This window comes from Cucumibacter marinus DSM 18995 (genome assembly GCF_000429865.1).
In the GTDB taxonomy this organism is placed as follows: domain Bacteria; phylum Pseudomonadota; class Alphaproteobacteria; order Rhizobiales; family Devosiaceae; genus Cucumibacter; species Cucumibacter marinus.
In genome coordinates this window covers 1-20,773 of sequence record NZ_KE386979.1, presented here as the reverse complement: position 1 = coordinate 20,773, position 20,773 = coordinate 1, and the positions used below count along the sequence as shown (strand labels likewise).

16 protein-coding genes are annotated in these 20,773 nt (G+C 61.8%); 8 read left to right on the top strand and 8 right to left on the bottom strand.

The genetic code is table 11. From position 1 onward, the window contains the following. Nucleotides 1–16: 16 nt before the first annotated feature. The 5 genes from G489_RS0115615 to ispG form a co-directional block, all read right to left on the bottom strand. Nucleotides 17–418: a DUF1761 domain-containing protein gene (locus G489_RS0115615; protein WP_029042305.1), complete on the bottom strand. Its 402-nt coding sequence runs from the start codon at nt 416–418 to the stop codon at nt 17–19. Between the two features lie 86 nt (nt 419–504). Beyond that, on the bottom strand, nt 505–771 hold the full coding sequence (locus G489_RS0115610) for a hypothetical protein (RefSeq protein ID WP_029042304.1): 267 nt from the start codon (nt 769–771) through the stop codon (nt 505–507). An 83-nt stretch (nt 772–854) separates the two neighbouring features. Continuing rightward, a complete protein-coding gene (locus tag G489_RS0115605; RefSeq protein ID WP_029042303.1) occupies nt 855–1,217 on the bottom strand; it encodes a hypothetical protein in 363 nt (120 codons plus the stop codon). A 16-nt stretch (nt 1,218–1,233) separates the two neighbouring features. Further along, entirely contained in the window at nt 1,234–1,581 is a 348-nt protein-coding gene (locus tag G489_RS0115600) for a hypothetical protein (RefSeq protein ID WP_029042302.1), read from the bottom strand. Nucleotides 1,582–1,605: 24 nt separating this feature from the next. Continuing rightward, nucleotides 1,606–2,838 carry a flavodoxin-dependent (E)-4-hydroxy-3-methylbut-2-enyl-diphosphate synthase gene (gene ispG, locus G489_RS0115595; RefSeq protein ID WP_029042301.1) on the bottom strand — a complete coding sequence of 411 codons (1,233 nt, stop codon included), beginning with the start codon at nt 2,836–2,838 and terminating at the stop codon, nt 1,606–1,608. Between the two features lie 439 nt (nt 2,839–3,277). On the opposite strand from ispG, the gene G489_RS0115590 reads away from it, so the two are divergent. Together G489_RS0115590 and G489_RS0115580 are read left to right on the top strand one after the other, a co-directional pair. Further along, the gene (locus G489_RS0115590; RefSeq protein WP_035873156.1) at nt 3,278–4,474 is read left to right on the top strand and encodes a multidrug effflux MFS transporter; all 1,197 of its coding nucleotides are present in this window, start codon (nt 3,278–3,280) and stop codon (nt 4,472–4,474) included. A 141-nt stretch (nt 4,475–4,615) separates the two neighbouring features. After that, the gene (locus G489_RS0115580; RefSeq protein ID WP_035873151.1) at nt 4,616–5,101 is read left to right on the top strand and encodes an EVE domain-containing protein; all 486 of its coding nucleotides are present in this window, start codon (nt 4,616–4,618) and stop codon (nt 5,099–5,101) included. On the opposite strand, the gene pyc is transcribed toward G489_RS0115580, so the two are convergent. Next, entirely contained in the window at nt 5,079–8,528 is a 3,450-nt protein-coding gene (gene pyc / locus G489_RS0115575) for a pyruvate carboxylase (protein WP_029042298.1), read from the bottom strand. The two genes, G489_RS0115580 and pyc, sit on opposite strands and share 23 nt — an antisense overlap. A 90-nt stretch (nt 8,529–8,618) precedes the next feature. Next, entirely contained in the window at nt 8,619–9,032 is a 414-nt protein-coding gene (locus G489_RS0115570; protein WP_029042297.1) for a TIGR01244 family sulfur transferase, read from the bottom strand. A 146-nt stretch (nt 9,033–9,178) separates the two neighbouring features. Here G489_RS0115570 and G489_RS0115565 point away from each other — a divergent pair, with 146 nt between their 5' ends. The 5 genes from G489_RS0115565 (at nt 9,179) to G489_RS0115540 (ending at nt 17,559) form a co-directional block, all read left to right on the top strand. Further along, nucleotides 9,179–11,059, top strand: coding sequence for a hypothetical protein (locus tag G489_RS0115565; RefSeq protein ID WP_029042296.1), 1,881 nt, complete (start codon nt 9,179–9,181; stop codon nt 11,057–11,059). An 810-nt stretch (nt 11,060–11,869) separates the two neighbouring features. Beyond that, nucleotides 11,870–13,480, top strand: coding sequence for an ABC transporter substrate-binding protein (locus tag G489_RS0115560; RefSeq protein WP_029042295.1), 1,611 nt, complete (start codon nt 11,870–11,872; stop codon nt 13,478–13,480). 195 nt (nt 13,481–13,675) lie between these two features. Beyond that, entirely contained in the window at nt 13,676–14,632 is a 957-nt protein-coding gene (locus G489_RS0115550) for an ABC transporter permease (RefSeq protein ID WP_029042293.1), read from the top strand. 12 nt (nt 14,633–14,644) lie between these two features. After that, nucleotides 14,645–15,865 (top strand): ABC transporter permease, encoded by a 1,221-nt coding sequence (locus G489_RS22700; RefSeq protein ID WP_035873148.1) that lies wholly within the window; start codon nt 14,645–14,647, stop codon nt 15,863–15,865. A 5-nt stretch (nt 15,866–15,870) separates the two neighbouring features. Continuing rightward, nucleotides 15,871–17,559 carry an ABC transporter ATP-binding protein gene (locus G489_RS0115540; RefSeq protein ID WP_029042291.1) on the top strand — a complete coding sequence of 563 codons (1,689 nt, stop codon included), beginning with the start codon at nt 15,871–15,873 and terminating at the stop codon, nt 17,557–17,559. 52 nt (nt 17,560–17,611) lie between these two features. On the opposite strand, the gene G489_RS0115535 is transcribed toward G489_RS0115540, so the two are convergent. Continuing rightward, nucleotides 17,612–18,730, bottom strand: coding sequence for a glycine betaine ABC transporter substrate-binding protein (locus tag G489_RS0115535; RefSeq protein ID WP_029042290.1), 1,119 nt, complete (start codon nt 18,728–18,730; stop codon nt 17,612–17,614). 367 nt (nt 18,731–19,097) lie between these two features. On the opposite strand from G489_RS0115535, the gene G489_RS0115530 reads away from it, so the two are divergent. Continuing rightward, nucleotides 19,098–20,300 carry an ABC transporter substrate-binding protein gene (locus G489_RS0115530; protein WP_029042289.1) on the top strand — a complete coding sequence of 401 codons (1,203 nt, stop codon included), beginning with the start codon at nt 19,098–19,100 and terminating at the stop codon, nt 20,298–20,300. Nucleotides 20,301–20,773: the final 473 nt, after the last annotated feature.

Here is a 20,773-nt window from a genome sequence, read left to right as displayed (position 1 = left end):
TGCTGGCGGATCGGGGTTATCGCCAGAGCCCCAGGATCAGTCCCATGACAAGAAACGCCACGGTCAGATAGCCGCCATTGATGAGGATGTAGCTCCAGCTCCGCCGCTCGAACAGCGCCACGATGCCAAGTCCGAGCGCTGCCCAGCCAAGCCCGGCGGCCAGCGCCGCCCCGACGGCAAACCCCAGCGTCACGCCCTCGAAACTCACGAATGCGGCCAGGTTCGCGGCCATGATCAGGCTGAACAGCGCCGACACCCCGAAAATCATCGCCGGATTGCCTTTGCCGACATCTTCCTCGGTGAAGCCATTGGCCCGCATCCAGGCCTTTTGGAACAGGAGCGGGGAATACCACAGCCCGCCAATAAGGAAATTCGCCAGCGCCGCGGCGATCACCGCCAGCCAGTTGATTGAATCCATCGCCCTACCTCCACGTCGACGTCAGCACAAAATGAACCGATCCGAAGCAAAGGTCTTGGACAAAAATGACCACGTGGACGAATGGATCAGGTGACCGTGAAGCCGCCAGGCTGAAAGCCTGAATGGGTGGCGGTGGTCACCGAGACATTATGCGACCCGACAGGTGCCTGTTCGAGAATGATAATGTCGACTTCGGCCACGCCGTCACCCGGACCGACCCGGACAGCCATCACGACGATGCCGGGCCCAAAGGAGACATTCATATCCTCGGTATAGGCATCGCCGGTGATGGTGACGGTCATTTGCGTGCCGCGCGCGCCAGTCGCCGGGCTGATGGTCTGCAAGATGCTCATGAGTTCCTCCACCTGCCCAAAGCCTAAGCCACCCGGCGGCGGCCGGATATCGTGGAAACCACAATGGAGGGAAACCCGTTTGCCTAGCGCCTAGTCGGCTTGGGCTTCAGCGCGGCGGCGAAGTCATGCGAGCGCTGGAACCATGCCTGGAGCGTGTCGATATCGTCATAAAGGCTCTCGGGGATCGCGGCATATTCCTTCTGCACAAACCCCGGATAACCCTCATGGAGCCCCGCATCATAGGTCTCCAGAAACTCGGCGAGATCCGCCTTCGAAAGCCTGATCCCGATCCTGTCGAGCTTCGACATCTGGGCATACATGTTCCCGTTGATCGAACAATAAGGGTTCTGATCGCCCTTGAGTTCGACCCCTTCCACCCCGGCGATCATCTTCTCGAAGACCGCCCGGACTTTCGGATCAGGGATGTGCTTTGGGGAACCGGTCATTCATCCATCCGCGAGCTCAAACAATAAGGCCGGCCCATCTGGCAACAAGGAGCAGTAATCCGGCGACCATGATAGTCCCGAAAAACCGGAAGGTGTACCGGGTCACGCGTTCTGGCAAAAACGTATCGAACACACGCCCGTCTTCGGCGCCGTAACGCTCGGCCAGGGCTGTGAGCGGGCAGCGCATGCCATTGCCAAGAAACACCACGGTCTCGATAGCCAGCAGACCGAGGGCCACCCACAACCAGGTCCCGGAAGACCCCGTAACGCCGGCATAGAGCAGCACAAAGGTGGAAATCGCCATAACCACATAGATCGCGGTATGGACGAACCGAACTGCAGCAAGTCGATGAGCATCGGTCATCGCTTTCCCCCTCGGGAAGAAAGCTTACTCCGCCGCGCTCGATTCTTCGCTACCGAATTTCTTTTCGATATAGTCGGCAACCATCTGCTTGAACTCTTCGGCAATGCCCGGACCACGCAGGGTCGTGGCTTTCCTGCCGTCAATGAAAACAGGTGCCGCAGGGTTTTCGCCGGTACCGGGCAGCGAGATGCCGATATCGGCGTGCTTGGATTCCCCCGGGCCATTCACGATGCAGCCCATCACCGCGACCTTGAGCCCTTCGACCCCCGGATAGCGCTCGCGCCATTCCGGCATCGAGGCCGAAAGATGTCCCTCGATATCCTTGGCCAGCTCCTGGAAAACTGTCGAGGTGGTGCGCCCGCAACCGGGGCAGGCGGTGACAACCGGCAGGAACTGCCGGAACCCCATGGTCTGCAGGAGCTGCTGCGCCACCTGCACTTCGAGCGCACGGTCGCCGCCCGGCTCCGGGGTCAGCGAAATGCGGATCGTGTCGCCGATCCCCTGCTGCAACAAAATCCCGAGCGCCGCTGAAGAGGCGACGATGCCCTTCGAACCCATGCCGGCCTCGGTCAGCCCCAGATGCAGCGCATAATCGGCGCGCGCGGAAAGCTCTTCATAGACCTTGATGAGGTCCTGCACCTGGCTGACCTTGGTCGAAAGGATGATCCTGTCACGACCAAGCCCGATTTCCTCGGCCCTTTCCGCGCTCAACAGCGCCGACTGGATGATCGCCTCGCGCTGCACCCGCGCGGCCGACCAGGGCTCGGCCCGGTCCGCATTCTCATCCATCAGCCTGGTCAGCAATTCCTGATCGAGCGAGCCCCAATTGACCCCGATGCGCACCGGTTTGCCATACTCGATGGCCGTCTCGATCATCTGCCCGAACTGCTTGTCGCGCTTGTCCTTGAACCCGACATTGCCCGGATTGATACGGTATTTGGCAAGCGCCTCGGCGCAGGCCGGGTGATCGGCCAAAAGCTTGTGCCCGATATAGTGAAAGTCGCCAATCAGCGGCACATCGACCCCGAGCGCCATCAACCGGTCGCGGATATGCGGCACCGCGGCTGCGGCCTCGTCGCGGTCGACGGTGATCCGCACAAGTTCCGATCCCGCCCGGGCAAGGCTCGCGACCTGGCGCACCGTTGAATCGATATCGGCGGTATCGGTATTGGTCATTGATTGCACGACCACCGGGGCGCCGCCGCCCACGACCACGTCGCCAATCCTGACCCCTACTGTGTGTCGCCTGTCGAGCATTTGACCGTCCTAACCGGAATTCATGACACCGATATGGTGCGCGAAGCGCCACCTGTCCATCCAAGTGCGCCCCGCGCCACCTGTCCATCTCAGCGTGGCTGCTGCCTGCATCCACAGGCCGGGCGCGGCGCCACGGGGATACGCTTTTGGCACCCGGCTGGCAATATCGGCGCCGGGCCAGGCCAGATTGTCACCATGTGGACACAGCAGGCCTGGAATTCGATGGAGGGGACTTATCGCAGAACTTGCGCGGTGATATGAGAACACCGCGATCCGGCAGCGATCAATTTCACTCGATCAATGGCCGGGCCGACACACGCACGGCCCATGCCAACTCCGGCTCCACCCCATCGGCAGCAATGTCGATTCGTCACGTTCATATTCGACGTGATTCTGAGCGGCGCTCTGGCGCCGCACTTCGATATTTAAGGACTGAACAATGAAACTCGATTTGATCAAATTCGCCCTGATCCTGGGGTTGATGAGCGCCGTCGGTGCGTTCGCCATCGACATGTATCTGCCGGCCATGCCGGCCATTGCCGAGGATTTTGGCGCCCCTGTCGCCGCCGCGCAGCTGACGCTCATGTCCTATTTCCTGGCCTTCGGCGTCAGCCAGCTATTCTATGGCCCGGCCAGCGACATGTTCGGCCGCAAGCTGCCGATCTTTTTCGGCATGGGCCTGTTCGTGCTCGCCTCCATCGGCTGCGCCATGGCGCCCAATATCGAAACCCTGATCGGCCTGCGTGCCGTGCAGGGCCTTGGCGCGGCCGCGATGATGTCGATCCCGCGCGCGATCGTGCGCGATCTCTATACCGGGCAGAAGGCGACCCGCCTGATGTCGACCATCATGCTGGTGATCTCGATCTCGCCGATGCTGGCCCCGCTGCTCGGCAGCCTCGTCATCGTGCCGTTTGGCTGGCGCGCCGTGTTCCTCGCCATCGCCGGGACGACGTTGCTCGCTGCCCTGATGGTGACCCTGGCGCTGCCCGAAACCCTCGAGCCTGCGCGACGCACCCCGTTCAAGGGCCGGGCCATGCTCAAGAGCTTCGGCATCCTGGTGCGCGATCCCTCTTTCATGGGCCTCACCTTTATCGGCGGGCTCGGCATGGCGGCGTTCTTCACGTTCCTGGGCAGCGCATCCTTTGTCTATATGGACCATTTCGGGCTCTCGCCGACCGAGTTCTCGGTGGCCTTCGCGCTCAACGCGGCCGGCTTTTTCACCGCAAGCCAGTTCGCAGCCAATCTGATGGGCAAGTTCGGCGCCCACCGCCTCATCCGGGTTTCCACTGCGGGCTATGCGGTGATGGTGATCATCCTGCTCGCCCTGTTCGCCGGCGGCATGGGATCGCTGCCGCTGCTTGTCGTGATGTTCCTTCTCGCCAATGCCTTCATGGGCTTCATCATGCCCACATCCATGGTGCTGGCGCTCGAAGAGCACGGTGAGATCGCAGGCGCTGCCGCATCTCTCGGCGGCACGCTGCAAATGGTGGCCGGCGCGATCGCAATGACAGTGTCGAGCATGGTTTTCGACGGCACGCCGGTCCCCATGCTCGAGGTCATTGTCGCCTGCGGCCTCGGTGCCTTCGTTCTGGCCCTGATCACGGTCAAGACCCCGGCTGCAGTGGCTGCCGAATAGGCAATGGCCGGCATCGATCAACGACGCAGCAACGCCGCCCTCGCCGCGGCGGCGCTTTTCTTGAAGGACCGCTCGAAGCCTCCTGACACGTTCTGACAGTGCCCCGTGTTACCTCTCCCTCCAGAAAAAGGGAGAGGATATATGCCGGCTCTGAATGCAAATGATGCTACCCGCTACTGGATTGCCGTAGCTTCGGCAGAGCACGCAAGACGCGGCGCTACCGATGGCGGATTCATGCAGGTTTGCCACGGCAAAGGCGCACCGCTGAGGCGGATCGCGCCCGGTGATGGCGTGGTCTATTATTCTCCGACCGAGACCTTTCGCGGCACGGACAAACTGCAGCGCTTCACGCTCATTGGCCGGGTTCGCGACAACACCATCTACACAGCCGACATGGGCAATGGCTTCGTCCCCCATCGCCGTGACGTCGATTACGCCGCCGCGCGTGAAACACCGATCCGCCCCCTGCTCGACCAGCTCGAGTTCACAAAAGGAAAGCGGAACTGGGGGTACCAGTTCCGCTTCGGTCTGTTCGAAATATCGGAGGCCGACTACCGGCTCATCGCCGAAGCGATGAACGCCAGGTTCAATTCGGGCGCACCGGTCACTCAGCCTCTTCCAGCCTGACCAGCAGATCCTTGGCGTCGACCTGGTCGCCCGGTGAGACGATCACCTCGGCCACCGTACCGTCCGCCTCCGCATGGATGGCGGTTTCCATCTTCATGGCCTCGATGGAGAGGAGCACATCCCCTGCCGTCACGCTCTGCCCGGCCTTGACCGCCACGGTCGAGATCACGCCCGGCATCGGTGCACCGACATGCAAGGCGTTGCCGCTCTCGGCCTTGGGCCGTGCAACCACCGAACCAGCCATCGACCTGTCCGGTACCATCACAGAACGCGGCTGTCCGTTAAGCTCGAAGAACACCCGGACATTGCCCTTTTCGTTTGGCTCGGAATGCCCCTGATACTGGACGACCAGCGTCACACCTTTCTCGAGCTCGATATAGGTCTCATCGCCCTGTTCCAGCCCGTAGAAATAGATCGGGGTCGGCAGCACGGCGGTCGGGCCGTAGGTCTCGGCCGCGGCCATGAACTCGGTGAAGACCTTGGGATACATCAGATAGGAGGCGAGCCGGAAATCGTCGATCTCGGTGCCCGTCGCTTCCTCGGCCTTCTTGCGCTCGGCCTCGAGATCGGCGTCCTCGAGATAGGCACCAGGCCGCTTTTCGAGCGGCTTTTTGCCCTTGAGGACCTTGGCCTGCAGCGCCTTGGGGAACCCCGCCGGCGGCTGGCCGAGATCGCCCTTCATGAACCCGACGACCGAATCCGGAAACGCCACATCCTTGTTCGGGTCTTCCACATCGGCCCTTGTGAGCCCGGCGCTGACCATGGCCAGCGCCATATCGCCGACAACCTTGGAGGACGGGGTCACCTTCACAATGTCACCGAACATCTGGTTGACGTCGGCATAGGTCTGGGCAACCTCGTGCCAGCGGCTTTCAAGCCCCAGCGAACGCGCCTGTTCCTTGAGATTGGTGAACTGGCCGCCCGGCATCTCGTGCAGATAGACTTCCGAGGCACCCGAGCGCAGATCGCTTTCGAACGGGCGGTACTGGGTGCGCACGGCCTCCCAGTAGAACGAAATCTCGCGAATGACCCTGGGGTCGAATTCGGGATCGCGTTCGCCACCGCGAAGGGCCGCGGCAATCGAGCCGAAACAGGGCTGCGACGTGGTACCCGAAAAGCTGTCCATCGCCGCATCGACCGCATCGGCCCCGGCATCGACGGCGGCCAGCACCGTGGCCGCTGCAGCGCCCGACGTGTCGTGGGTGTGGAAGTGGATCGGCAGGGAGATTTCCTGCTTCAGCTCGCCGATCAGTTTTCTCGCCGCTGCCGGCTTCATCAGACCGGCCATGTCCTTGATACCCAGAACATGCGCGCCCGCCGCTTCGAGCTCCTTGGCGAGCTTCACATAATATTTGAGATCATAAATGCCGGGATCGGGCGCCAGCATGTCGCCGGTGTAGCAAACCACACCTTCGCAGACCTTGCCGCTTTCGATCACCGCATCCATCGAGACGCGCATGTTCTCGACCCAGTTGAGGCAATCGAACACACGGAAAATGTCGACCCCGCCCTTGGCGGCCTGTTCGACGAAGTATTTGACCACATTGTCCGGATAATTGGTGTAGCCCACCCCGTTCGAGCCGCGCAGCAGCATCTGGGTGAGGATATTGGGCGCTTCCTCGCGGATCGCCGCGAGCCGCTCCCAAGGGTCCTCGGTCAGGAACCGCATCGCCACGTCAAAGGTCGCCCCGCCCCAGCATTCCAGTGAGAACAGGTTCGGCATGCCATGGCTGTAGGCCTTGGCGATCGCGGTGATGTCATGCGTGCGCATGCGGGTCGCCAGCAGCGACTGATGAGCATCGCGCATCGTCGTGTCGGTCATCAGCACGCGATCCTGCGCTTTCATCCAGTCGGCCAGGCCCTTGGCGCCTTCGCGCTCGAGGATTTGCCGCGAGCCTTCGATCACCGGTGGCGGCGCGAATTCAGGCACCACCGGCGCTGCAGCGTTTGCTGGCGGCCGCGGTCGGTCCACGACCTCCGGGTGACCGTTGATGGTCACATCGGCGATATAGGTCAGAAGCTTGGTCGCCCGGTCCTGCCGCTTCGGAATATCGAAGAGTTCGGGCGTGTCGTCGATGAACCGCGTCGTATAGGAATTATCGCGGAATTTGGGGTGCCCGATGATGTTCTCGAGGAAGGTGAGATTGGTCGTCACCCCGCGAATACGGAACTCGCGCAAGGCGCGGTCCATGCGCATGATGGCCTCTTCGGGCGTCGGCGCCCAGGTGGTTACCTTTTCCAGAAGCGGATCGTAATAGCGCGTGATCACCGCGCCGGAATAGGCGGTGCCGCCATCGAGACGCACCCCGAACCCGGTCGCCCCGCGATAGGCGGTGATCCGGCCATAGTCGGGGATGAAATTCTCTTCGGGGTCTTCGGTCGTCACCCGGCACTGCAGTGCATTGCCGTGCAGGACGATATCCTTTTGTTCGGGCACACCCGATTCCGGGGTCCCGATGACCGCGCCGTCCATCACGTGGATCTGCGCCTTGACGATATCGATGCCGGTCACTTCCTCGGTGACCGTATGCTCGACCTGGATGCGCGGATTGACCTCGATGAAATAGAACGCACCGGTGTCCGCATCCATCAGGAATTCGACCGTGCCCGCGCAGCGATACCGGGCCGAGTTCCCGAGTTTGAGGGCCGCATCGGTCAGCCCCTTGCGCTGCTCGTCGCTCAGATAGGGCGCCGGCGCACGCTCGACCACCTTCTGGTTGCGCCGCTGCACCGAGCAGTCACGCTCGAACAGATGCACCAGATTGCCGTGATCATCGCCCAGAAGCTGCACCTCGACATGGCGGGCGCGCTCGATGAGCTTTTCGAAATACATTTCGTCCTTGCCGAACGCGGCCTTTGCTTCGCGCTTGGCTTCAGCGACCTCGTCGCGCACTGCCTTTTCATCGCGGATGACGCGCATGCCGCGGCCGCCCCCGCCCCAGCTCGCCTTGAGCATCAGCGGGAAACCGACCTCGCGCGCCATTTTCAGGCAGGTATCGAGATCGTCCGGCAAAGGCTCGGTTGCCGGCACCACCGGCACATCGGCCTCGATGGCCATGTTGCGAGCGGCGACCTTGTTGCCCAGCGCCCGCATGGTCTCGGGCCGCGGACCGATAAAGGTGATCCCCGCATCGGCGCAGGCTTCTGCGAATTCGGGGCTTTCGGACAGCAGACCGTAGCCCGGATGGATCGCATCGGCGCCCGCCAGCTTGGCGACGCGCAGATACTCATCGATTTGCAGATAGGCCTCGACAGGCCCCAGTCCCTTGCCGATCAGATAGGATTCGTCTGCCTTGAACCGGTGCAGTGCCAGCTTGTCTTCCTCGGCATAGACCGCAACGGTCTTGAGCCCGAGTTCATTGGCGGCGCGGAAGACGCGAATGGCGATTTCCGAACGGTTGGCAACTAGGATTTTCTTGATCGGCACCGGAACCTCGACTGGTTGGAACGGCTGAACGGTCCGCCAGGGGAGCGATGCCCCCGCAGCGGCGTGGCATGGTGGGACGCTGATGCGTCCTCAGGAACGCAGATAGGCGCTGAGATGGTTCATGTCGTAGCCGGCCTTGGAGGCCGAGGACAGAATCTCTTCGGCGGGCAGCGCGCCGGACTGGCTGAGCGCCCACAGGGTTGTCGAGCGGGTGCCGGTGCGGCAATAGCACAGCACCTTGCCCGCCGCGCTGTCGAGCGCATTGCGGGTCGCTTCGATCATGTCGGGGGTGACGCCTTCGCGGCCCATCGGGATCTCGACATAGGTGAGCCCGAGCGCTTCGGCGCGGCTCTTTATCTCCGCGCCGGTGGGCTGGTCGGGGGCTTCCCCGTCCGGCCGGTTGTTGACCACCATCACGAAGCCCGCCTCCTTGATCGCGTCGAGGTCCGAGGGCTGGATCTGCCCGCTGACGCTGACCCGGTCATTGATTGTCTTGAGCTCCATGCAAAGCGCCTCCTCGCTGGTCGTCTGGATTGCGCAACTTATAGAGGGGCAGCCGGTTCCAACGCAACTGTTTGCGCATAGTGAAACCCGCAAACCCGACATGCAGGCAAGGGGAACGCAGAAAACCCTGCTATAATGACAGCATCATGCGCCGATCGCTGTTGCCTTTCGCTCTTTTGCTGGTCCTCGCATTCACCACCGCCACGCAGGCGATGAACCGGATCGGCGTGCGGGTGGTGCAGGGAGAAGGGGCGTTCTACGACACCGTAACCGGCGATCGCTTCTTCCCGCGCGGTGCCAATTATGTCGACTTCAAGCTTGTAGGCCGCCGCTTCGAGGACCGCCCACTCGCCACCGATACGTTCGACCCCGTGCGCATTGCCGATGCTTTCATCCTGTTGAAGGACTTTGGCTACAACACCGTCCGGGTGTTCTTCGATTTGTGCAACACCGGTTCGGTTTGCATCACCGGTCCGGGCCGCGAGGGACTCAATCCCGATTACCTTGACAACATGGCCGAATTCACCCGGATCGCCCGGGACCACGACATCCACGTCCTGTTCACGTCCAACGACATCCCCGACCATGGCGGCTATGGCGAGATCGCCAATCGCGATGCGTCGGAGATGATCGAGGGCTATCGCAACGCGCATTACATCACCCGCGGCGGCATCGACGCCTTTACTGCCTATTGGCGCGACCTGATGGCGGCCCTTGCAGAGCGCGACACCGCCTGGGAGGCGGTTCTGGGCTGGTCGCTGGTCAACGAACAATGGACATTCTCGCAGCAGCCGCCGCTTTCACTCGATCAAGGCATGATCACAAACGGCACCGGAAAAACGTACGATCTGTCGGACCCCGAACAGAAACGCAGGATGATCACCGACAATCTGATCGCGATCAGCGCCGAAGTTTCCACGATCATCAAGGCCACCGATCCCGATGCGCTCGTCACAATGGGGTTCTTCGCTCCACGCTTCCCCAACGAAACCGGCATTGGCGGCGACTGGTTCGTCGACACCGAACCGCTTCTGGCCGGCGCTCCGCTCGATTTCTTCGATTTTCATGCCTACACCGACACCGATCTCGGTATCGCCGGTCAGGCCGAGAATTTCGGCATGCCGCAACACCGCGACAAAGCCGTCATCATGGGTGAAGTCGGCTCGTCCTCGGCCTACATTCCTCGCCTGCAAATGGCGTTGCGGGCCGAACAGATCTGGATGGCGCAAAGCTGTGATGAAGGGTTCGACGGCTGGCTGCATTGGGGCTTCTACCCATTCCCACCCGGCGCCGATCAGCACCCTCCCTACACGCTTCTCTCTCACGACCGGACATTTCTTGAGGGACTGGCGCCCATCAATCGGCCAGACCCCTGTCTGAAGGGAGATTATGAGCCCTCGGTCCTGTTGACCGAAGGCGCAACGGCCACCGCATCGCGCTCCCTGCCCGGCCATCCGCCTGACCACGCCATTGACGCGAACAACGAAACCACCTGGGAAAGCGGCACCGAAGCCCCCGGCCATGTCGAGATCGCCTTTGCGGAACCCGGTCGGCTCGGCGAGGTGAATATCCGCCTCGCCCAATACCCCGAGGGCGAAACCCGAAGCATCATAACGGCCATGCTGGCCGATGGAACCAATGTGTTGATCGGGGACCTGACGCGAAACACAAAGGACAGCGAGGTGCTTTCAGTCCGCCTGCCCGGTGGCCTGCCTGATGTGGCGGGGTTGCGGGTCGAGATCGCCGCCTCTCCAAGCTGGGTATCGTTCTACGAAATCGAAGCGCTACGTGATCCCGGCAAGGATGCGCCCTGCCTTTTGACCGCAAGAACAGCGGTCAATCTGCGTGGGGACGCCTCCACGCAGAACCCGCCCGTCGGGCAGCTGCCTGCCAGCATGGCGGTCATGGCATTCAGGGCGGTCGACGGAGCCGATGGCTTCACATGGTACCGCATGACCGGCAATGCCTTTGTGCGCTCGGATGTGGTCGCCGCAGGGCCCCGCTGCGCGACTCTCCGGGCGGAGTAGCCGGATCTGGTCGGTCCCGACATGTCAGCATTCCAACAAAATGCCGCGTTATCAACATTTTACCAAGGTGAGTCGGGGGCCAAAGTCCTCCGGCGCAACCAAGCTCCGATTCGAAGAAAGGCCATTGTCCCGCGAAATCCGAAATCCATGGGGCACACCGACGCTCCCCGTAGCACATCCGCCCCATCTTCAGCGCAACCCAAGTCAAGGGCGCCTGAAAAACGGCATGAATCCGACCAAGCTCTGCTTTTTATTTTTTTGGAAAAGAACAACAAGATTATCGAATGCCTTCTGGATCATCTATACATGTCTCGCGCGCATTTGACGAAATCCTGATCAACTCTGTCACTGGCCCCCGTTCCGCTTTGATCCAAAACATTTTGGATACCGCGGCGACTGGCCGGAATTGATCTTCGGATAATCTATGGAATTGGCTCAAAAACCTATATAATTCAGATGGATCGGACGTGCGCGGAGTGCACCACTCGTAGTCGGCAGGGCGCCTTTTCCGGATCAGTCAGATTTCCGCCATTTTTGCCGATCGGCAATTTCCGGCTCCACACCAATTCCGGGCCAGTGGACTGATCCTAAGTATCTACGTAGGGATAAGCCCCTAAAACCATTGAAAAAATACCAATTCGCGTTTCTCTTCAAAGCTTTAATCTTCGGGGGGTGGTTTGTTGCGCCTAACCATGTTTGACTAGAGTGCCCATAAACGAAGGGTGGCATCGCTTTATGCGCAACAGGGCGCCAACAAGAAATATGCCGGCAAACGGCAGGTGCTGTGCCGCCACAGTTCATTGAGGAACCATGAAAAACCGTACGAATTCTGAACTGATCCAACACATGGCGAGGGAGGCCAAGCAGGGACGCATCTCCCGCCGTGAATTTATGCAATACGCCACCGCGGCCGGCATGACCGCTGCGACGGCGACCGGGCTGATGACCACCGGCGCATTCGCCCAGCCCAAATCGGGCGGCACCTTCCGCTGGGGTATCCATGACGGCAACACGTCCGATACCCACGATCCCGGCACCTATGTGACCCGCGTGATGATCTTCCTCGCGCACACCCACCGCTCGTATCTCACCCAGATCAATGGTGATGGTTCGCTTGGCCCGGATCTGGCCACCAACTGGACCGCGAGTGAAGACGCCTCTGAGTGGACCTTCGAACTCAACCAGAACGCCAGCTTCCACAGCGGCAAGAAGGCCACCGCCGACGACGTCATCGCCTCGCTCAACCACCACCGCGGTGATGACACCACCTCGGCTGCCAAGGCGCTGCTCACCGATGTCACCGACATCACCAAGGATGGCGACCACGTCGTCACGGTGAAGCTGTCCCGCGGCAATGCCGACTTCCCCTGGCTGATGACCGACTACCACCTGGCCATCTGTCGCGCCAATGACGACGGCACGATCGATTGGCAGTCGGGCGACGGCACCGGTCCGTACAAGATCGACTCGGGTGAGTTCGGTGTGCAGTTCAGCCTTAGCCGCCACGAAGGCTGGCATGGCGAAGGCGCTTATTTCGACAAGGTCGAAATGATCACCCTGAACGATCCGAACGCCCGCCAGACAGCACTTGTGACCGGCGACGTGGACTCCGTGTCCCAGGTCGACCTCAAGACCATGGCGCTGCTGCAGCGTGACCCGAACATCCAGGTGCTGAACGTGCCGTCCGCCGGTGCGATCACCATGCCGATGTTCTGCGACACCGCACCGTTCGACGATGTGAATGTGCGCAACGCGTTGAAGCTCGCGATCGACCGCGACGAGATCATCGAAAAGATCCTGTTCGGCGCAGCAACCAAGGGCAACGACTTCCACCATTCGCCCGCCCAGCCTTATTGGCCGGACGATATCCCGCAGCGCGAATACGACCCCGACCAGGCCAAGTCCCTGCTGAAGAAGGCAGGCGCCGAAGGTCTGACTGTCAGCCTGTCGACTGCCGACAGCGTCAGCGCCGGGGCCGTCGACATGGCCGTTCTCTACGCCGAACAGGCCAAGGCTGCCGGGATCAACGTCAACGTCGTGCGGGAGCCGAACGATGGCTACTACTCCGACGTTTGGCTGGTGAAGCCCTTCACCCTCGTTTCCTGGGGCGCCCGTCCGACGCCGGACGTGATGTATACCCTGGCCTACAAGGATGACGCGGCCTGGAACGAAAGCCACTGGCAGAACGAGCGGTTCAACGAACTGCTGCTGCAGGCGAAGTCGGAGCTCAACGATTCGGTGCGTGCCGAAATGTATCGCGAAATGGCCATGCTGGCCCGCGACGATGGCGGCACCATCATTCCGTTCTTCAACAACTTCGTCTACGGCGCCCGTTCCAATGTGGGCGTGCCGGAGAATCTTGCAGCAAGCTGGGAGAGCGACGGCGGTCGCGCAGCCAGCCGCTGGTGGTTCAACGACTAAGACAATTGAGGCGCCGGTATCCAAAGGGTACCGGCGCTTTCGGTGTGGGCCGGCATCAGCTTGTTCTTTTGAAGCCGCGGCGATCCGCGCTGCTGTTTCAATGGCGCAAGTTCTGTGTCGCGCAGGGTCTGGCCTGCGCACGTCAACGAAAACACAACGCGAACCAACGCGAACCAACGATAAGGGACGAGCATCATGAGTGGTGTATTGGGGATCGTTCTGAAACGGTTGGGGCTGGGCCTTCTGACCCTCCTGATCATTTCGATTCTGATCTTTTTCGCCGTCGAACTGCTGCCGGGCGATATCGCCCAGGCGGTACTCGGCCAGGGCGCAACCGAAGAAACCGTCAACGCCATGCGGCAGCAACTGGGCCTCGATCGACCGGCGCCGGTCCGCTACCTGGAGTGGCTGGCGGGAGCTGTGCAAGGCGACTTCGGGGTGTCGCTGATTTCCGGCAACAGTGTGGGCAATGTCATTGGCCCGCGCTTCCTCAACACCTTGTTCCTCGCCGGCTATGCGGCGCTGATCGCGGTGCCGATCTCGATCATCCTCGGGGTGATCGTGGCGCTGCTGCGCAACTCGCTGTTTGACCGGGTCGCCAACGTGATGACCCTCACCTCGATCTCCTCGCCGGAGTTCTTCCTCGGCTATATCCTGATCCTCTATTTCTCGGTGCAATGGGACATGTTCCCGTCCCTCGCCTCGCTCGGACCGGACATCAGTATCGGGGAATATCTCTACCGGGCCTTCCTGCCAGCCCTGACCATGGTGCTGGTGGTGACCGCCCACATGATGCGAATGACGCGGGCGGCGATCATCAATCTGCTCGCCTCGCCCTATATCGAGATGGCACGCCTCAAGGGCACACCGGCCTGGAAGGTTATCGTCTTCCACGCCCTGCCCAATGCCTGGGCCCCGATCATCAATGTCGTGGCGCTCAACCTCGCCTATCTCATCACCGGCGTGGTGCTGGTCGAGGTGGTGTTCGTCTATCCGGGCATCGGCCAGCTGCTGGTCGACGCGGTGTCGAAACGCGACTTCCCCATCGTACAGGCCTGCTGCCTGATCTTCGCAGCGACCTTTATCCTGTTGAATCTGACCGCGGACGTGGGAGCCATTCTCACCAATCCGCGCCTCAGGCACCCCAAGTAAGGAGGGCGGATCATGAGCATGTTTGTCGTCGGCTATTACGCCCTTCTCATCGCCGCAGCCTGCGCTGCCGCTTATTTCAAACAACGCAGTGCCTTCGTGGTGCTGTTCTCGCTGACCCTGATATCCTTCGTGGTCGGTATTATCGGGGGACAATCCGCCCTCTGGACCATCACAGTCGGTGCCGGGATCCTGGCCCTGGCAGCCGGCACGTCCTACGCGTGGCGTGAGTTCCTCGTCATCCTCGCCGACACCAATATCGGCAAGACGCTGACGGGCAACCAGCTGACATATTCAACGATCATCGGGGTTCTGCTGATCGGGGTTCTGCTGTCCTACTGGATGAGCTGGGGCGTCACCGAATATCTGGTGGCACTGCTGATCGTCATCGTGGCCGCGTCCATGCTGAACCACGAATCGGCCAAGGCCCTGCGAACTGCGCCACTGACTGCCAGTTTCGGCATGTTCGTGGTGTTCACCTATGCGGTAATGGGCATCTTCGCGCCGCTGATCGCCCCGTACGGGCAGGCCGAAGTTGTCACCCAGGCCTTCGCACCCGCGGACGAAAACCTGTTGCTCGGCGCCGACCAGCTCGGCCGTGACATGTTCTCCCGCGTCGTGTTCGGCGCCCGCAACTCGGTGGGTCTCGCCCTTGCCGCGACGGTCCTCGCCTTCACCATGGGCGCGATCGCCGGGCTCTTCGCCGCCACGCGCGGCGGCTGGCTCGACCAGGTCATCGGCCGGATCGCTGACATCATCATGTCGGTCCCGTCCCTGATCTTCGCGCTGCTGATGCTCTCGATCTTCGGCACCAACCTCATTGTTGTGGTTGTCGTTGTCGCGGTCATCTACTCGCCACGCGTCTTCCGCCTCACACGAGCGGTGGCCGGCAATGTGGTGGTCATGGACTATATCGAAGCTGCCCGACTACGCGGGGAGAAGACCTGGTATCTGATCCGCAAGGAGATCCTGCCCAACTGTACGGCACCGCTGATTGCCGAATTCGGTCTCGAGTTCTGCTTCGTGTTCCTGCTGGTCGCCGGCCTGAGCTTCCTGGGTCTCGGCATTCAGCCGCCGACCGCCGACTGGGGGTCGATGGTGCGTGAGAACGCGACGCTCATCTCGTTTGGCGAGATCACCCCGCTGATCCCCGCCGCCGCCATCGCGCTACTTACCGTGGCGGTCAATTTTGTGGTTGACTGGATGCTATACCGGTCCTCGGGCTTGAAGGAGTAGGTTGAATGGGTTCACCCAAGAAAAATGAAGTCCTGCTTGAGATCAAGGATCTGCGCATCGAAGGCTATGCCGACGAGGAATGGATCGAGATCGTTCACGGCATCGATCTGACCCTTCACCGTGGTGAAGTCATGGGCCTGATCGGTGAGTCAGGGGCAGGCAAATCCACCATCGGTCTCGCCGCCATGGGCTTCGCCCGTGACGGCTGCCGGATCTCCGGCGGCTCGGTCGAGTTCGACGGCATGGAATTGACGACCACGCCAAAGGCGGATCTCAGGGCATTGCGCGGTTCGCGCATTGCCTATGTCGCCCAGTCGGCAGCGGCCTCGTTCAACCCGGCCCAGAAGCTGATCGACCAGCACACCGAAGCTCCGGTGCACTACCGGATGAAGAAGCGTCTCGAGGCGCAGGAAGACGCCATGGAGCTCTATGAGCGCCTTCGCCTTCCAAACCCGACCGAGATCGGCTTCCGCTATCCGCACCAGGTCTCGGGCGGGCAGTTACAACGCGCCATGACCGCCATGGCCATGGCGTGCCGGCCGGACCTCATCATCTTCGATGAGCCCACCACCGCGCTCGACGTGACCACCCAGATCGAGGTGCTGGCCGCGATCCGCGACATTGTCGACCAGTTCAACACGGCCGCGATCTATATCACCCACGATCTGGCCGTGGTTGCCCAGATGGCCGACACCATCAAGGTGTTGCTCAAGGGCAATGAGGTCGAGGAAGCCTCGACCGTCGAGATGCTGGAAAACCCGCGGGAGGACTACACCAAGTCACTCTGGGCGGTGCGCAGCTTCAAGCGCGAACAGCGCGCGCGTCCCACCGACGCCACCCAGCCGATCATCTCGGTCGAGCACATCGATGCCTCCTATGGCAATTCCGATGTGAAGGTGCTCGACGATGTCAGCTTCGACATCTATCCGGGCATGACCGTGGCTGTGGTGGGTGAATCCGGCTCGGGCAAATCGACGACCGCCCGCTGCATCACCGGCCTCTTGCCGCCAACGGCAGGACGAATCCTGTTCGACGGACAGGAACTCCCTGCCCGTTACCAGGACCGCTCGAAAGAGCAATTGCGCCAGGTGCAGATGATCTACCAGATCGCCGACACCGCGCTGAACCCGCAAATGCGGATCGGTGACATCATCGGCCGACCGGCGGAGTTCTACGGCAATCTGCGCGGCGGTGCGCTCAAGAACCGGGTCGACGAACTGCTCGATCTCATCGAACTCGAGCCGTCCAAGTTCTACTACCGCTATCCGAGCGAACTTTCGGGCGGTCAAAAGCAGCGCATCGGCATTGCCCGGGCGCTGGCCGCCGATCCGCGTATGATCATTTGTGACGAGGTCACCTCCGCGCTCGATCAACTTGTGGCCGAGGGCATTCTCAAGCTTCTCGACCGGCTGCAGGAGGAACTCGATCTTGCCTATATGTTCATCACCCATGACCTCGCCACGGTGCGTTCGATCGCCGATGAGGTGGTGGTGATGAAACAGGGCAAGGTGGTCGAACAGGGACCCAAGGACGAAATGTTCACGCCCCCGCATCACCCCTATACGGACCTGCTGCTGTCTTCGGTGCCCGAAATGGACCCGAACTGGCTTACGGCCCTGTTGGAGGAGCGCGGCGTCGACAATATCGGGGAAGCGGCCGATACCGGAAAATCGGCGCTCAAGCCCGGCGAATAGGGACGTCCTCAAGGACCGCGAAAAGGGCCGTGCCTTCGGGCGCGGCCCTTGTCTATTCTATGTCTGCTGGCCGGTCCGGCAACCAGCCCTGCCAGACCTCAGGCCATCCCTCGATGAAGAACCGCGCTACCTGGGCCGGGTCGGCATTGCGTTCGCTCTGCCAGGCCAGAAGTGCGTTCATCACCTCCAGCGGCATGGTCGCCCCTCTGAGATAGTCGGCAACGGCCGGCGCATCGGCGAACACCCAGTCCGCCACCGCCAGCACCACCGGCTCCGAGGGGAACGCCGATCGCTGCGGATTGGGACAATTGGGCTGCCCGAGACAGGGAAAGGCATCCGGCTCATAGGTGCCGAGCGAAAGACGATGAAACCCGAACTGGGCCAGCGCCGAATTGGGCTGCCAGTAGTAGAACACCAAAGGCTCCTTGAGCGAAATCGCATCCGCGATCCGCTGGTCCATCTCGAAACGATTGGCCGGGGTGATCACCTCGAACTGGCTCGCCAGGCCGAACGCGCGCAGCAGATTGTCGTTGATCACCGCGCAGGCCCAGTCCGCCGGGCAGGTCAGGAATTTCGGCGCCGGCAGATCGCTCGCCGGTACCGGCTGGGCTGGTAGCGGATTGCCCTCCGCGTCGAGCCCGGGTTCGGGCGCGGGAACCAATGCCCGCATCAGCTCTTCCCATTCCGCAAGCTGGCTGGCGTCTTCAAGCCCGGGATTGGCGGCCGCGAGCGATGCGGGCACGAACCAGCCCTCGAGCGTTCCGCCCGAATAGGTCGAGGCCATGGGGCGCACATTACCCGCCGATATCGCCGAGTTCCAGATTTCGGGGATCCGCGCCACCCACATTTCCGGGGCAACCGCGGGCTGCTGGGTGGTGGCCATGGAAGACCCCGTCGAGGCGATATCGCCGGAGACGATCCGTGCCGGACAGCCAACTTCCTCGGTCAGCAGCAGAAGGTGAATATTGGCAAGAATCGAAGCCGAGGGCCAGCGCATGTCGGCGATCGTGATCTCTTCGCTGCCGCAGGGATCGATCTCCGGTTCCACAACCTCGAGCGCGTCTTCGCCGACAATGTCGTTCTGTGCCGGGGCGGGCTCGATGGCCGGCAAGAAGGTGAGCACGGCGCTCAGCACAACAGCGCCGGACAGCCGCCGCGAAAGATCACGCATTTTGCCTCCTCGAAACCATCCCATGCACCGCAAATCGCCGCGACGATTGCAGAACCTCGGGAGCCGAGCAACCGAAAACCGCCTGCAGACCGTTCCCGATGCATCGCTCCTGCATTGAATGCCCTGAGCGCACAAAACTTGCGCTTCGCGGGTCAGCCGCGCACGAAGGAAACGGGTGACTCTCACCTTAAAATCAGTAATGTAGAGCCCAACGGGGGGCTTTCGGCACCCCGGCTGGCGGGCTTTGTTTGCCACAAGACTTTCTCGTTACCGGCCGTAACTTGGTGTCACGGCAACAACGGGGCGAGCGGGATCGAAGAAGCAGACGGGCCCGGCCGACAACGATCACAGGGAAATAGGGAAGATCATGCGTCACCTGAAAATTGCTTTGACCACGGCCGTCGCTGCCGTGGCGCTTACTGCCGCCCCGGCCATGGCCGAGGGCGCCAAGATCGGTATCCTTCTGGGTTACACCGGTCCGTTGGAAAACCTTGCGCCGCCGATCGGCGATGCTGCGCAGCTCGCGGCCACCCACATCAACGACCAGGGCGGCATCCTTGACGGTTCGCTTGAAACCGTTGTCGGCGACTCGACCTGCGCCGACGCCACCGCTGCAGCCAACGCCGCCGACCGTCAGATCAACGCCGATGGCGTGATCGGCATTGTCGGTGCCATGTGCTCGGGCGCGACCATTTCGGCCGCTAACACCGCCGCCATCCCGGCCGGCGTTGTCATGGTGTCCCCGTCCGCGACTTCCCCGGCCGTGACCACGGTCGAGGACAACGACCTTCTGTTCCGCACCACCCCGTCGGATTCCTACCAGGGTGAAGTGATGGCCCGCCTGCTGCTCTCCAAGGGCATCAACGACATCGCCATCGCCTATGTGAACAACGACTACGGCAAGGGCTTCGCGGATTCGCTGGCAGCAGCCTTTGAAGCCGAGGGCGGCACCGTTGCTGCCAATGAAGCGCACGAAGAAGGCAAGGCCGATTATCGCGCCGAGCTGGGTTCGCTGGCTGCTTCGGGTTCGCAGAATCTCGTCATCCTCGCCTATGCCTCCGGTTCGGGCCAGACCATGCTGCGTCAGGCCATCGAAGCCGGTGACTTCACCGTCTTCGTGGGCGGTGACGGCATGGTGGACGACACCCTGTTCAACGGCATGGATGCCGGTGCGGTCGAAGGCATGATCGCTACCCGTCCGGGCCGCGCTGAAGGCCCTGGTACCGCAGTTTATGCCGATCTGGCCGCCGCTGCCGGTCTCGACCCGATCGCATCGTTCGGCCCGCAGGGCTATGACAACGTGTTTGCGCTGGCCCTGGCTGCCGAGAAAAATGGCGGCGGTGGTGAAGGCCTCTCGGCCGCGCTGCGCGACGTCACCTCCGCCCCGGGCGAAGTGATCCTGCCGGGCGAATGGGAAAAGGCCAAGGCGCTGATCGCCGAAGGCACCGACATCGACTATGAAGGCGCCTCCGGGCCGCTTGAGTTCGACGCTGCCGGCGACGTGCCGGGCACCATCGTCGAAATGACCGTGAACGACGCGTCCTTCGTCGAAGTCGGCCCCGCTATGTAGTGAGCGCCGTGCCGTCAGGCAGAAAGGCTCCGGTGGAGCCTTTCTAGGCGCGAACGCCTTGAGAGCTATGCTCGAAAGGCTAGCAGGTCGCCCGACCGCGAACGCCTTGAGAGCTATGCTCGAAAGGCAGGCCATGAAGTTTAGAGAAGCCCGGGAGCATTCCCGGGCTTTTTGCTTGGTAAGGGCCAATACGCCCGATGCACCCCCTGTCCTCATCTCAAGCCTCCTGATTGTCCGGAGCCCTCGCCCTTCGACGGACTCAGGGTGAGGGGGTAGATTTGGACGCCACTTCTCTCCTCGTCACCCTCGGGCTTGACCCGAGGGTCCATGAGGCATCGCATGTGGATCGGCGGTATTTGACTAGTCACACGCAGCTCCCGCGTGTCCTCTCATCATGGATGCTCGGGTCAAGCCCGAGCATGACGAAGATATGTGGGGCATCGCTTTCCTCCATTCGCTGCTTCCTGGCTTCG